Below are 13,309 nucleotides of genomic sequence, written 5' to 3'. Positions count from 1 at the left end.
GTCAGAAGACGACGATCTTGCCGGTGCTCTGGGGATGGACGGCGTCGTTGTAGAAGTACGTGCCGGGCGTCGCGAACGTGTGGGCGTACGACTGCCCGGGCATCAGGGTGCCGGTGTCGAACTCGTCGTCGAAGAACGCGACCGCCGCGTGGGCGCTGGCGTTCGAGGACGGGTTGACGAACGTGACCGTGGTGCCGGCCGGGACGCGCAGGTGCTGCGGCGCCATCGCGTTCTGCGCCACCAGGTTCTCGGTCGCGGACGGCGCGCCCGCCGTCCAGGTGCGGCCGAGCGTCACCGTGGTGATGCCGGTGACGGCCGCGGCGCGGATGTCGTTGCGCTTCGAGGGCGGGGTGGGGGCGGCCGCCGGTGGCACGGTGCCGCCGAGCTTGAAGGCCCAGAGGTGGTCGCCCTTCGGGATGTCGGGATAGGGCAGGCCGTTGCCCCCGGCCAGCACCGCCAGATACTGGACGCCGTCCACCTCGTACGAGATCGGGCTGGTGTGCACGCCCGCCCCGGTCTGGAAGCTCCAGAGCACCTCGCCGGTCTCGTCGTTCATGGCGTGCAGCACGCCGTCCGGGCCGCCCTGGAACATCACCCGCCCGGCGGTGGTGAGGATGCCGTTGCCGTGGGCCAGGGACCATTCGCCGTCCCGCCGCCACACCGGCTTGTTGGTGCGCGGATCGACCGCCGCGAGCCCACCGGCGAAGTACTCGCCGAGCGGCCGGGAGGTGTTGACGCGGCCGTCGCGGGCGTTCGAGTAGCCCGAGTTGATCAGCCCATAACCGACATAGATCCATCCCGTGTACGGGGAGAACGACAGTTGCGCCCAGTCGGCCCCGCCGCCCGCGCCCGGGAAGATGATGGTGGCCCGGTCCCAGTGCGGCGTGTAGAGCCCGCCCCACTCGTAGAACGGCACCGGCCGGGTCGCGTTGCCGAAGCGCGGCTCCTGCGGGCAGAACGCCTCGCCGCCCGGGAACGGCTGGGTCGCCGCCGTCTTCTGCCGCACGTCCTGCGGCACCGGCCGCTCCTCCATGCCGTGCACCGGCTTCCCGGTGACCCGGTCGAGGACGTAGTACATGCCGACCTTGCTGCCGTAGACGACCACCTTGCGCAGCCGGCCGTCGATGCGCAGGTCGAGCAGCACCGGCGCCATCACGTTGTCCATGTCCCAGATGTCGTGGTGCACGGACTGGAAGTGCCACCGCCGTTTCCCGGTCTTCGCGTCCAGCGCCACGATCGAGTTCGCGAACAGGTTGTCGCCGCCGCGCGAGGAGCCGTCGGTGCGCGGGTACGGCCCGCTGAACGTCCAGTAGACGAGCCCGAGCGCCGGGTCGAGGGCCGGGTGGATCCACGGGACCGCGCCGCCGGTCTTCCACGAGTCGCCCTCCCACGTGTCGTTCCCGAACTCGCCGGGGCCGGGGGCGGACCAGAAGATCCAGACGATCTCGCCGGTGGCGGCGTTCAGGGCGTACGCGCGACCGCGCGCGCCCCCGGTGCTGCCCTGCATGCCGACGTAGATCAGGCCGTCGTGGTGGACGACGGCGCCGGCGAGCGTGCCGGTGAGCCCGCCGCACTGGCCGTTCTGCGGGTCGCAGCCGCTGTCGGCGCCGCCCTCGTCGGCCGTGATCAGCTGCTTCTGCCAGATGATCGCGCCGGTCCGCTCGTCCAGCGCGTAGACCACGTTGGAGCCGGAGGCCGAGTAGACTCGGCCGTCGCCGAGCGCGACGCCGCGCATGTTGGTGCTCTTCGGGCCGACGTTCGTCTTCCACTTGACCGCTCCGGTGCGGCCGTCGATCGCGAAGACGTTCTGCTGGCTGGTCTGGACGTAGAGGACGCCGTCCCGCACGACGCAGGTGCTCTGCTGGCCCTGCTCGGTGCTGCCGCCCTCGAGGTTCACGTGCCAGGCGCCGCCGAGCCGGCCGACGGTGCGGCGGGAGATCTGCGCGAGCGGCGAGTGGTTCTGGTTGCCGAGGTCGCCGCAGACCTTGGGAAAGTCGCGGCCGGGCGAGCGGAACGGCTGGTCGGGGGCTCGCTCCGGGGTGGACGCCACCGCCGGCGAGCCGACCGCCGCGGTGGCGGCGCCGGCCCCGGCCGCGGCGAGGAACTTCCGTCTGTCCATGCTCACTCCTTGGTCCATCTAGTGGACCCGTAGAGCCGTCAGATGGATGGACCATAGTCCGCACCTTGCCCGCGGCGCAAACATCGGCCTACCGTGAGCGAGGTTGAAATGGATCGATCGGTCCATCTAGCGGACCACCGCCCGAATCGGAGCACCGTCCATGATCGAATCCGTCCGGAAAAGCGGCCTGGCCGCCGCCATCGCCGTCCTCGCCACGGTCGCCGTCCTCGCGTTCGCCGGCTGGCGACCCGGCCCGGCTCAGGGCCATCCCGATCCGAACCCGGGCGCGCAGCAGCTCGGCGACCCCGACTACGGCGTCTGCCGCGGCGTCGATCCGCGGTGCTACCACGACTGGGGCAACTTCGGCCCGGCCACCGGCTACAAGGTGCTGCTGTTCACGCGTACGGCCGGACCGCGGCACGCCAATCTCGGACCGGCGCTCGCGGCCGGGCTCGACCCCCCGCTCACCGCCGCCAACGTGGTGCAGAACGGCATCGTGGCGCTCGGGCAGCAGAACGGGTTCGCCGTCGACTGGACCGAGGACCTGGCCCAGGTGAGCTCGCCGAACCAGCTGTTCCGCTACCAGGCGGTGATCTTCTTCAGCACGTCGCGGGACACCCTCGACGACGCCGCGCAGACCGCGCTGCGGCAGTACATCCGCGGCGGTGGCGGCTTCGTGGGGGCGCACAACGCGTTCGGCACCGAGTACAACTGGCCCTGGTACGAGGGGCTGCTGGGCGGCGCCAACTACTACGACCACGGGCCCGAGCAGGCCGGGACGGTCCGCACCGTGGACCGGCGGGACGCCTCGACGGCCGGGCTGCCGGCCCGCTGGGACTTCGAGGACGAGTGGTACAACCTGGTCCCGTACCCGTCGAAGGTCCGGATCCTGGCAACCGTCGACGAGTCGACGCTGACCCGCGGCGTGCGGGGCAGCATGGGACACCCGGGCCACGGCGACACCCACCCGGTGGCGTGGTGCCAGTACTACGACGGCGGGCGCGCGTGGCTGACCACGCTCGGGCACGACGCGGCCCTGTTCGACCCGGCGTCGACGTTCCCGGGCGCCGCCTCGTTCCGCTCCCTGCTGGTGGGCGGCATCGAGTCGGCGGCGGGGATGAAGCCGTTCTGCCGGTGATGCCTCCGGGCCCGGCCGCGCCGGCCGGGCCCGCTTCACAGGCCGAGATAGATCTGCCGCACGCGTGGGTCGTGCCGCAGTTTGTCCGACGTGCCGGTCATCGCGGCCGCGCCGTTCTCGACGACCAGGCAGGTGCTCGTGGCCTCGAACGTGAGCTTGGCGTTCTGCTCGACCAGCAGCATCGACAGGCCGTCGGCGCGCAGCCGGCGCAGCACCGCGAGGATGTCCTCGACCAGCTTCGGGGACAGGCCCATCGACGGCTCGTCGAGCAGCAGCACCCGCGGCTTGCACATCAGCGCCCGGCCGATCGCGAGCATCTGCTGCTGACCGCCGGAGAGGGCGCCGGCCAGCCGCTCGCGCATCTCGCCCAGCACCGGGAACAGCTCGTAGACCTCGGCCAGCGTCTCCCGGGTCTCCTTCTTCCACGATTTCGAGTACGCGCCGAGCAGCAGATTCTTCTCGACCGAGAGACCGGCGAAGACGTGGCGCCCCTCCGGCACGTACCCGATGCCGTGGCGCACCATGTCCCGCGCCGGCACCCGCGTGAGGTCGGTGTCGCCGAGGCGCAGCGCGGCGACCCGGCGCGGCACCAGCCCCATGATGGCCTTGAGCGTGCTGGTCTTCCCGGCGCCGTTGGCCCCGATCACCCCGACCGCGTCGCCCGCCGGAACTTCGAAGCTCAGCTCCCGTACGGCGCAGACGCCCCCATAGTGGACGGTGAGCCCCTCGACGGTGAGAGCCGTCATGTCGTCGCCTCCTCGGGTATGTCCATCGAATCGCCCAGGTAGGCCTCGATCACGGCCGGGGTGGCGGCCACCGCGGCCGGCGTGCCCTCGGCGATGACCTTGCCGCTGGCCAGCACCGTGATCCGCTCGCAGAGCGACATGACCAGCCCCATGTTGTGCTCGATGATCACGACGGTGATGCCGGTGTCCCGGATCGACCGCACCATCTCGCCGAGCTTGCGCACCTCGTCGCCGTTGAGCCCGGCCGCGGGCTCGTCGAGCAGCAGCAGCCGGGGCCGGCAGGCGACCGCGCGGGCGATCTCCACCCGCCGTTGCGTGCCGTAGGGCAGCGACTTCGGCGGCAGCGAGGCGAACGCGGTGAGCCCGTATTGCTCGAGCACCTCGTCCGCCCGGCGGCGCAGTTTCCGGTCGCGGCGCACCACCGAGAGCGGCGCGAGCAGATAGCGCCAGCTCGACAGCGTGCGCGTGCGGTCGAGCGCGACGAGCACGTTCTCCCGCACGGTGAGGTCGCCGAAGAGCCGGAGATTCTGGAACGTACGCGACATGCCCGCGCGCGACAGCCGGTAGGGCGGCCGGTTGGTGACGTCGACCTCGCCGAACCGCACGCGCCCGGCGGTCGGCCGGTAGAGCCCGCTGACCACGTTGAACAGAGTCGTCTTCCCCGACCCGTTCGGCCCGACGATGCCGCGGATCTGCCCGGCCGGAACGCTGAGCGACACGTCGTCGAGCGCCTTGAGCCCGCGGAAGTGCTTGCTGATCCCGTCGACGACAAGGATGGGCTCGTCGGACTCGACGGTCTCGACTTGTTCGTATGGATGGAACTCCCCGAGGCGGGCCGCCTCTCCCCCGCCGCCGCGGCGTTTGGCGATCGCCTGGCGGAACTGGGCGGGGAGGCCGGCCAAGCCCGCGGGCGCGAAGACCACCACCAGGACGACGACCGAGCCGTAGCCGATCTGGGCGAACGTCGGGTGGTCGACCAGCAGCTCGCGGACCAGGTAGAGGCCGACCGCGCCGGCGACGCAGCCGATCAGGCTCTGCCGGCCGCCGATGATGACCATGGCCAGGAGCAGGAACATGTTGGCGATCGAGAAGCTCTCGGGGGCCACGTAGCGAATCAGGCCGGCGTAGAGCACGCCCCCGACGCCGCCGTAGACGCTGGCCAGCAGGAACGCCGTCATGCGCAGGACCGGGACGTCGGCGCCGAGCGCGCCGGCGGCCAGGGCGTCGTCTCGCATCGCTCGCATGCGGCGGCCCAGGGCGGTGCGGACCACGAACAGGCCGAAGGCGAGGCCGAGGGCGAAGACGATCAGTTCCAGGTAGTAGTAGAGGTATTCGCTGGAGAGGTCCACGCCGGGGATGACCGGGACCGGGATGTTCGAGATGCCCTCGGCGCCGCCGGCGATCTGGGCGTTGGTCACCCAGTTGGTGAAGGCCAGGGCCAGGCCGAGGGTGACGATGCCGAGGTAGTGCGACTGGACGCGCAGCGCGGGCGTGCCGACCAGCAGGCCGGTCGCGGCCGTGGCCAGCAGCGCGAGCGCCGCCGACACCCAGAAGCCGAGGCCCGCGTGCGTGGTCAGGATCGCCGTCGCGTAGGCGCCGACGCCGAAGAACGCGACCTGGGCCAGGTTCACCTGACCGCCGACGCCCATGCACAGGCCGAGGCCGACGGCGAGCACCGCGAACACGATGATCACGTTGACCACGTGGATCGCGTACGAGTCCAGGCCGTACGGCAGGAACCAGAGACCCAGCGCGAGCAGCGCGATCAGGCCGATGCGGTATCTCATGCGCGGTTCACCGTCCGCTCGCCGAAGACCCCGGTCGGGCGGATCATGATGATCACCGTGAAGACCAGGAACGTGACCAGCTCGGAGTAGCCCTGGAAGTGCCCGGCCGTGAACGAGTCGAGCACGCCGATGGCGAGGCCGCCGACGATCGCGCCGGGGATGCTGCCGAAGCCGCCGAGGATCGCGGCCGCGAAGCCTTTGATGCCGAGCGCGCCGCCGAGCGCCGGGTTGACGTAGAGCAGCGGACCCACCAGCCCGCCGGCCAGCGCCGCGAGGCCCGCACCGATCATGAAGGCGATCGCGTTGCTGCGTCCGACGTGGATGCCGACGGCGGTGGCCGCCTCGTGGTCCATCGCCACCGCCTGCATCGCGGTGCCGCGCTTGGTGCGCGACAGGAACAGCACGAGCAGGACGGTGGCGACCGCCGCGATGGCCAGGACCACGAGGTCGTACGTGCGGATGCGCAACCCGAACACCGACAGCGGCGCGGCCGGCACGGGTGACGGCACGGCCCGTCCGGTGGCGCCCCAGATCATGATGACCAGGGCGTCGAGCACGATGCCGAAGCCGATGGTGCCGATCAGCATGAGGTCGAAGTCGCGGTTCTCCAGCGGGCGCAGCACCCGCTCGATGACCAGGCCGATGGCCGCCGTCACCGCGATCGCGACGAGCATGGCCACCGCGAACGGCAGCTTCGCGGTCAGGTAGAAGGTCGACGCCAGGTAGGCGCCGACCGTGACCACGTTGCCGTGCGCGAAGTTGACCAGCCCCATCGTGCGGTAGACGAGCGAGAACCCCAGCGCCACCAGGGCATAGATGGCGCCGAGGCTGATCCCGCCGATGATCGTCTGGAAGAAGACCTGCATCAGCTCGAGGCCGCCACGAGCTTGCCGTCCTTGATCGTGCCGATCGAGGTGGCGAAGATGCCGACCCCGGTCGGGTCGAACGCGAAGTCGCCGAGCAGGCCCTTGTACTTGGTGGCGCGGATGGCGTCGGCGAGGGGCTTGCCGGTGGCCACGTTGCTGGTCTTCAGGGCGGTGAGCATGATCTGCGTGCCGTCGTAGGCCTTGGCGCCGTGCAGCTCGGCCTCCTCGTTGTAGGCCGCCTTGTAGGCGTCGGCGAACTTCTTGGACTCGGGGCTGATGTCGTTGCTCAGGTAGGGCGAGCTGACGATCGTGCCCTCGGCGTTCTTCGCGCCGGCCGTGTCCAGGAAGACCGGGGTGCCCTGCGGCGCCGCCCCGGCGAACGGCGCGGTGATGCCGAGGTCGCGGGCCTGCTTGACGATCAGCCCGGACTCGACCTCCTCGGCGCCCAGGAAGATCAGCTTCGGGTTCTTCTGCCGGATCGTGGTGAGCGCGGCGCTGAAGTCCTTCTGGTCGGCCGTCACGACCTGGTCGGCGACCGGCGTGACGCTGCGCTTGGCGAGCGCCTTGGTGAAGGAGTCGTGCTCGCCCTTGCCGTACGACCCGTTGTTGGTGATCATCGCGATGTTCTTGATGCCCTGCTGGTCGACGATGTGCTTGACCAGGGTCTCGTCGTACGTCGTGCTGGTCGGGCCGTTGAGGAACAGGTACTCGCTGCCGACCGCGACCAGGCCCGGGGACTGCCCCGACGTGATGTTGGGGATCTCCGCGGTCTTGAGCGTCGGCGCCATCGCGATGGTCACCGCGCTCTCGGCCGTGCCGATCATCGCGAGGTAGCCCTCGCTGTCGATCTTGCGGGCCAGGTTGGTGCCGGTGGTCGGGTCGCCCTGGTCGTCGAAGACGTCGAGCTGGATCTGCCGGCCGTTGATGCCGCCCTGGGCGTTCCATTCGGTGACGGCCAGCTTGGCGCCCTTGAGCTCCCAGGCGCCGAGCGAGCTCAGCTGCCCGCTCTGCGCGTCGACCAGGGCGATCTTGATGGGTCCGGTGTCGCTGCCGGAGTCCTTCTTGCCGGAACCGGGCGCGCTGCATCCGGTCAGGACGAGGGCCAGGACGGCGAGGGCGTATAGGGGACGGGGTCGCGCCACGTGCGTCTCACCTCTCTCACAAATGCGAAAGCGAACTATTCGAAAACGATCATTCAAAAACGCCCTGGTAGATGTCCGTGATGTTCCAGTGCCCGGGCGTCGGCACCGGCTCGTTGACCATGGGGACGTCGAGCACCGCCGGGCGGCGGCGCTCGATGGCGGTGCGCAGCGCCTCGCCGAGCCCCGCGGGCGACTCGACGAGGTAGCCGTCGGCGCCGCAGGCTCGCCCGAACGCGGCGAAGTCCGGGCTGTACGGCTCGCCCTGCGGATCGGTGAAGTCGCAGCCGTAGCTGCGGCCGAAGAACGTCGACTGCAGGTCGGAGATCGTGCCGTGGGCACGGTTGTTCATCACCAGGAAGATCACCGGCAGGCCGCGCTCGACGGCCATCGGCACGGCCGGCAGCTGGGCGCTCATGCCGCCGTCGCCGACCAGGGCCACGACGACCCGGCCGGGCTGGGCGATCTGGACGCCGAGCGCCGCGGCCGGGCCGAAGCCCATCGTGGAGGCCCCGCCGGGGGTGATGAAGCGGCCGGCCGCCGGGAGCGGGTAGCACTGGGCGACGCCGTTCTTGTTCCAGCCGACGTCGGTGACCAGGATGGCGTCGTCCGGCACGATCGAGCGGACGTCGGCGAGGATGCGCTCGGGCCGGAGCGGGAAATCGTCGCTTTCGCCCCGCGCGGCGCTCGCCGCGAACAGGTCGTGCCGGGCATTTCCGATTTGTTCGAGAAGCTGAGGGCGGGTGGCGGGAGGGTGCCGGAGAACGGCGTCGCGGATGGCCGCGACGGCGAGGCCGGCGTCGGCCACCACGCCCATCTCGACCGGATAGTTGCGGCCGATCTCGGCCGGGTCGATGTCGATCTGGAGGAGCCGCGAGGGCGGGAAGCTCCAGGTGTACGCGGGATTCCAGGAGCTGGCGTCGGTCTCGGCGAACCGGGTGGCGATGGCCAGGACAAGATCGGCCTTCCGCGCGTACTCGTTGGTCAGCTCGAGTCCCCAGAACCCGGTCATGCCCAGCACCAGGGGGTGCTCGTCGGGGAGCGCGCCCTTGGCCATCAGCGAGTGCGCGACCGGGATGTCGAGGTGCTCGGCCAGCTCGCGCAGGTTCTCCCGGCCGGCCGGGCCGAGCCCGCCGCCGAGGTAGATCAGCGGTCGCTCGGCCGACGCCAGGAGCGCGGCGATCCGCGCGGCGTCCGCGGCCGGCAGCGCGGCCTTCGTCGTCGTCAGTGGCAGCGGCGCGCCGGACTGCGGGAGCTGCCGGGAGAAGACGTCCATCGGCACGTTGAGCAGCACGGCGCCGGGGCGGCCCGAGGTGGCGGTCCAGAACGCGCGCTCGGTGAAGCGGGCCAGGTCCTCGGCCCGGTGCACGTGCCAGGCGCGCTTCACGAACGGCCGGTAGATCGCCGTCTGGTCCGCGTCGGCGTGCAGGTTCACCTCCTGGTGCGGGTGCCGCCCGTACAGGTACGAGGGGATGTCGCCGGCGATGGCGACCAGCGGGACCGAGTCGAGGGCCGCGGTGGCCACGCCGGTGACCGCGTTCATCATGCCGGGGCCGACGTGCAGCAGCAGCACGCCGGGCTTGCCGCTGGCCCGGGCGTATCCGTCGGCGGCGTGCGCGGCGGCCTGCTCGTGGCGGGCGATGACGAACTCGATCGAGCTGCGGCCGAGGGCGTCGAGCAGGGCGATGTTGGTGTGCCCGCAGGTGCCGAAGACATACTCGACGCCGTACGACTCGAGCTGCGCGACGAGGTTGCCGGCGGCCGTCATTCTTCCCCCCAGATGGACATTCCGCGCAGGATGAGCGTCTTGACGACCGTGTAGTCGTCGACCATGAAGCGCGGCGACTCGCGGCCGAAGCCGGAGTCCTTGACGCCGCCGAACGGCACGTGGTCGAGGCGGAAGTTGGACGAGCCGTTGACGATCAGGCCGCCGACCTCGAGCTCGCGCCAGGCGGTGAGGACGCGGCGCAGGTCGGTGGTGAACAGGCCGGCCTGCAGCCCGTACCGGCTGGTGTTGCAGGTCGTGAGGACCTCGTCGAAGTCGTCGTAGGGCAGCACCGCGACGAGCGCGCCGAAGACCTCCTGGGTGACCACCGCCGCGTCGGCCGGCGGCCCGGCCACGACGGTCGGCCGCAGCGTGGCGCCGTCGCGGGTTCCGCCGCAGGTGATCGTGGCGCCGGCGGTGACGGCGTCGGCGGCCCAGCCGGCCACCCGCGCCGCCGCGTCCTCGTCCACCATCGATCCCACGTCGGTCTCCGGGTCGAGCGGGTCGCCGACCTTCAGCGCGGCCACCTCCGCGGTGAGCCGCTCGACGAAGGCCGGGTAGAGCGCCCGCTGCACGTAGACGCGCTGGACGGAGATGCAGCTCTGGCCCGAGTTCGTGTAGCCCGTGCGCGCGCACGTCCGCGCGGCGGCCTCGACCGAGGCGTCCTCGCACACGATCGTCGCGGCGTTGCCGCCGAGCTCCAGAACGAGCCGTTTCGCGCCCGCGGCCCGGGCGACGGCCGCTCCCGTGGCGGCGCTCCCGGTAAAGCTGATCACCGAGACCTCGGGCGCCGCGCACAGCATCGCCCCGACCTCTCCCCCGCCGTGCAGGAGCTGGACGGCCTCGGCCGGGGCGCCGGCGTCGAGCAGCAGCGCGACCACGGCCGCCGAGACGGCGGGGGCCTGCGGCGGCGCCTTGACGATCGTGGTGTTGCCGGCCGCGAAGGAGGCGCCGAGCTTGTGGGCGAGCAGGTTGGCCGGGGCGTTGAACGGGGTGATCGCCACGGCCACGCCGGCCGGCGCCCGGTAGGTGAGCGCGGTGTTCCCGGCGCCGCGCGCCCAGCCCGCGACCGGGAGCACGTCGCCGCCGATCTGCCGGGCCTCGGCCGCGCAGACCGCGAACGTGTCGGCGACCCGGTCCATCTCGCCGAGCCCGTCCTTCAGCGGCTTGCCCAGCTCGAGGGCGATCAGGCGGGCGATGCCCGCGCGGTGCCGGGCGGCCAGCGCGGCGGCCGAGTCGAGGATCGCGGCGCGGGTGGCGGGGGCGAGACGGGCGATCGGCTTCGCGTACGCCGCGGCGTGCCGGACCGCGGTGTGGACCTCGTGGTCGGCGGCGACGCGGGCCCGGCTCACCTCCGTCCTCGTGTACGGCCCCACGCGTACGGCCGCCGGGCCGTCGGTGAGCCAGACGCCGCCGAGCAAGGCGGGGGCGTCGGCCGTCTTGAGGATCGTCTCGAGCATTATTTCCTCCTTGGTCCGCTAGATGGACCTGAAGGCGTAATATGGACCGCGCTGTGGACTAGGCGTAACGTACGGGCGTCCGCCGGTTTCTCGCAATAGGACGAGCCGAGAAAGATGAACCACCGGCGGAAGGAGAGAGGCACCGTGGAGAACGGCACAGGGGAGAACCCGGAAGAGAGCTCGGCGGGAGGGGTGCGCAGCGTCCAGCGCGCCCTCGACATCTTGTCGCTGCTCACCGAGGAACGGCCGTCGATCACCGTCCGGGAGGTGGTGGCCGCCACCGGCCTGGCCAAGACGACCGTGATCCGGCTGATCCAGACGCTCGAGCAGATGGGCCTGCTCTGGGCCACCAGCAGCGGCTACATGGCCGGTCCCGGCCTCTGGCGCTGGGCGCACCTGGCCCGGTCCAGCTGGGAGCTGCCGCCCGAGACCAAGCGGATGATGCGCGACCTGGCCGCCCGCGACCGCGAGACGGTCAACGTCTACGTGGCCCGCGACATCGTCCGCGTCTGCATCGCCCAGCAGGAGAGCCCGCAGCCGCTGCGGCACGTCGTGCACGTCGGCGACGAGCTGCCGATGTGGGCCGGCGCGTCGGCGAAGGTGCTGCTGCGCCACGCGTCCCCGGGGCTGCTCGCCCGGATCGCGCGGTCCTCGCCGTACGGGGAACAGCATGTCCGCCGGATGCAGGAGTGGATCGACGAGGCCGCCCACCAGGGCTTCGCGGTCAGCCACGGCGAGCGCGAGGAGGGGCTGACCGCGGTCGCCGTCCCGGTGCTCGGCCGCTCCGGGACGGTGGTCGCCGCGCTCACGCTGAGCGGGCCGACCATGCGGTTCACCGACGAACGGGTCGACGTCTTCGTCAAGGACCTGACGGAGGTGGCGAACCGGATGGCCGAGCGCGGCTTCGACCATCCCCTGGGCGCTTCGTTCTGACGGTTCGCGCTGGAAGGAGACCCCCGCATGCCCGATCTTCCGCTCGCCGGAGTCCGGGTCCTCGACCTGACCAATGTGCTCGCCGGGCCGTACTGCAGCTATCACCTCATGCTGCTCGGCGCCGAGGTTGTCAAGATCGAGGTACCGGGCGCCGGTGACCTCGCCCGCCACCTCGGGCCGGACCCGGCGCTCAACCGGGCCGGGATGGGCGCCTCCTTCCTCGCCCAGAACGCCGGCAAGAAGTCGGTCGAGCTCGACCTGAAGGACCCGGGCGACCGGGCGACCTTCGAGCAGCTCGCCGCCCACGCCGACGTGCTGCTGGAGAACTTCCGGGCCGGGGTGCTCGGCCGGCTCGGCTACGGCTGGGACGAGCTGCGCGGCCTCAACCCGGGGCTGGTCTACTGCGCGATCAGCGGGTTCGGCCAGCAGGGACCGCTCAGCCAGGGACCGGCGTACGACCAGGTGGTCCAGGGACTCTCCGGGATGATGAGCATCACCGGTACGCCGTCGACCGCCCCGCTGCGGGTCGGTTTCCCGGTCTGCGACACCGTCGGCGGGCTGTCCGCGGCGCTGGCCGTCGTCGCGGCGTTGCACGGCCGGCAGCGCGACGGCGAGGGACGCTTCCTCGACGTCTCGATGCTGGAGACCTCGATCTCGGCCATGGGCTGGCCGGTCTCCAACTATCTCGTCTGCGGCGTCCCGCCCGAGCCGATGGGCGATCAAAACGCCACCGCCGCGCCGTCGGGGACGTTCGAGGCCGCGGACGGCCCGCTGAACATCGCGGCCAACCGGCAGGAGCAGTTCGCGACGCTGTGCCGGCTGCTCGACCGGCCCGACCTGCTCGACGACCCGCGCTTCGCCGAGCGGGAGGCGCGCAAGGAGAACCGGGCGGAGCTCAACCGCGAACTGAACAAGGCATTGGGGTCCCGTACGGCCGCGGAATGGGAGCTGCTGCTGTCCGGCGCCGGCGTGCCCGCCGCCCGGATCCTCACCGTGCCGCAGGCGCTCGACCAGCCCCAGCTCGCCGCCCGCGGGTTCCTGACCACGGTGGACGACTTCCGGGTCACCGGCAGCGGGGTGCTCTTCGACGGCGAGCCCTTGCGGCCGCCCTCGCCGCCGCCCGCCCTCGGCGAGCACAACGCGTCGGTTCCGGCGCTCGTCGAGCGGTGGCGGTCGTGACCGCCGAGCGGGAGGCCGCCGGGCGGGAGGCCGCCGGGCGGGAGGCCGCCGGGCGGGAGGCCGCCGGGCGGGAGGCCGCCGGGCGGGAGGCCGCCGGGCGGGAGGCCGCCGGGCGGGAGGCCGCCGGGCGGGAGGCCGCCGGGCGGGAGGCCGCCGGGCGGGAGGCCGCCCGGCGGG

General features: G+C 71.8%; 11 protein-coding genes. 4 read left to right on the top strand and 7 right to left on the bottom strand.

Translation table 11 applies throughout. The annotated features are described in order from the left end of the window. Window position 1: 1 nt before the first annotated feature. On the bottom strand, window positions 2-2,119 hold the full coding sequence (locus ACZ6TB_RS45020) for an outer membrane protein assembly factor BamB family protein (RefSeq protein WP_465566775.1): 2,118 nt from the start codon (window positions 2,117-2,119) through the stop codon (window positions 2-4). A gap of 160 nt (window positions 2,120-2,279) precedes the next feature. On the opposite strand from ACZ6TB_RS45020, the gene ACZ6TB_RS45015 reads away from it, so the two are divergent. Continuing rightward, window positions 2,280-3,257, top strand: coding sequence for a ThuA domain-containing protein (locus ACZ6TB_RS45015; protein WP_465566772.1), 978 nt, complete (start codon window positions 2,280-2,282; stop codon window positions 3,255-3,257). Between the two features lie 35 nt (window positions 3,258-3,292). Here the strand turns inward: ACZ6TB_RS45015 and ACZ6TB_RS45010 are convergent, their stop codons facing one another. Genes ACZ6TB_RS45010 through ACZ6TB_RS44985 form a run of 6 tightly spaced genes read right to left on the bottom strand, consistent with a single transcriptional unit; the run spans window position 3,293 to window position 11,020 of the window. Continuing rightward, the gene (locus ACZ6TB_RS45010) at window positions 3,293-4,003 is read right to left on the bottom strand and encodes an ABC transporter ATP-binding protein (RefSeq protein ID WP_465566769.1); all 711 of its coding nucleotides are present in this window, start codon (window positions 4,001-4,003) and stop codon (window positions 3,293-3,295) included. Then, window positions 4,000-5,790 carry a branched-chain amino acid ABC transporter ATP-binding protein/permease gene (locus ACZ6TB_RS45005; RefSeq protein ID WP_465566766.1) on the bottom strand — a complete coding sequence of 597 codons (1,791 nt, stop codon included), beginning with the start codon at window positions 5,788-5,790 and terminating at the stop codon, window positions 4,000-4,002. Before ACZ6TB_RS45005 ends, ACZ6TB_RS45010 begins: the two co-directional genes overlap by 4 nt. Next, window positions 5,787-6,656, bottom strand: a complete 870-nt coding sequence (locus ACZ6TB_RS45000; RefSeq protein WP_465566763.1) for a branched-chain amino acid ABC transporter permease — start codon at window positions 6,654-6,656, stop codon at window positions 5,787-5,789. The genes ACZ6TB_RS45005 and ACZ6TB_RS45000 overlap by 4 nt, the downstream gene beginning before the upstream one ends. Beyond that, complete coding sequence (locus ACZ6TB_RS44995) at window positions 6,656-7,798, bottom strand: ABC transporter substrate-binding protein (RefSeq protein ID WP_465566760.1); 1,143 nt, start codon at window positions 7,796-7,798, stop codon at window positions 6,656-6,658. The genes ACZ6TB_RS45000 and ACZ6TB_RS44995 overlap by 1 nt, the downstream gene beginning before the upstream one ends. A gap of 49 nt (window positions 7,799-7,847) precedes the next feature. Beyond that, window positions 7,848-9,563 (bottom strand): thiamine pyrophosphate-binding protein, encoded by a 1,716-nt coding sequence (locus ACZ6TB_RS44990; protein WP_465566757.1) that lies wholly within the window; start codon window positions 9,561-9,563, stop codon window positions 7,848-7,850. Then, entirely contained in the window at window positions 9,560-11,020 is a 1,461-nt protein-coding gene (locus ACZ6TB_RS44985; RefSeq protein WP_465566754.1) for an aldehyde dehydrogenase family protein, read from the bottom strand. The genes ACZ6TB_RS44990 and ACZ6TB_RS44985 overlap by 4 nt, the downstream gene beginning before the upstream one ends. Before the next feature lie 144 nt (window positions 11,021-11,164). Here ACZ6TB_RS44985 and ACZ6TB_RS44980 point away from each other — a divergent pair, with 144 nt between their 5' ends. The 3 genes from ACZ6TB_RS44980 to ACZ6TB_RS44970 form a co-directional block, all read left to right on the top strand. Next, window positions 11,165-11,953 carry an IclR family transcriptional regulator gene (locus ACZ6TB_RS44980; protein WP_465566751.1) on the top strand — a complete coding sequence of 263 codons (789 nt, stop codon included), beginning with the start codon at window positions 11,165-11,167 and terminating at the stop codon, window positions 11,951-11,953. Between the two features lie 27 nt (window positions 11,954-11,980). Beyond that, the gene (locus tag ACZ6TB_RS44975; protein WP_465566748.1) at window positions 11,981-13,132 is read left to right on the top strand and encodes a CaiB/BaiF CoA transferase family protein; all 1,152 of its coding nucleotides are present in this window, start codon (window positions 11,981-11,983) and stop codon (window positions 13,130-13,132) included. Beyond that, window positions 13,129-13,309, top strand: a 181-nt coding sequence (locus tag ACZ6TB_RS44970) for a hypothetical protein (protein WP_465566746.1), incomplete at its 3' end; no start/stop codon positions are given. The genes ACZ6TB_RS44975 and ACZ6TB_RS44970, both read left to right, overlap by 4 nt.

This window comes from Actinoplanes sp. NPDC051537 (genome assembly GCF_055586105.1).
Note: the sequence above shows the minus strand (reverse complement) of the source record. Positions and strands in the feature narration are given on the sequence as shown.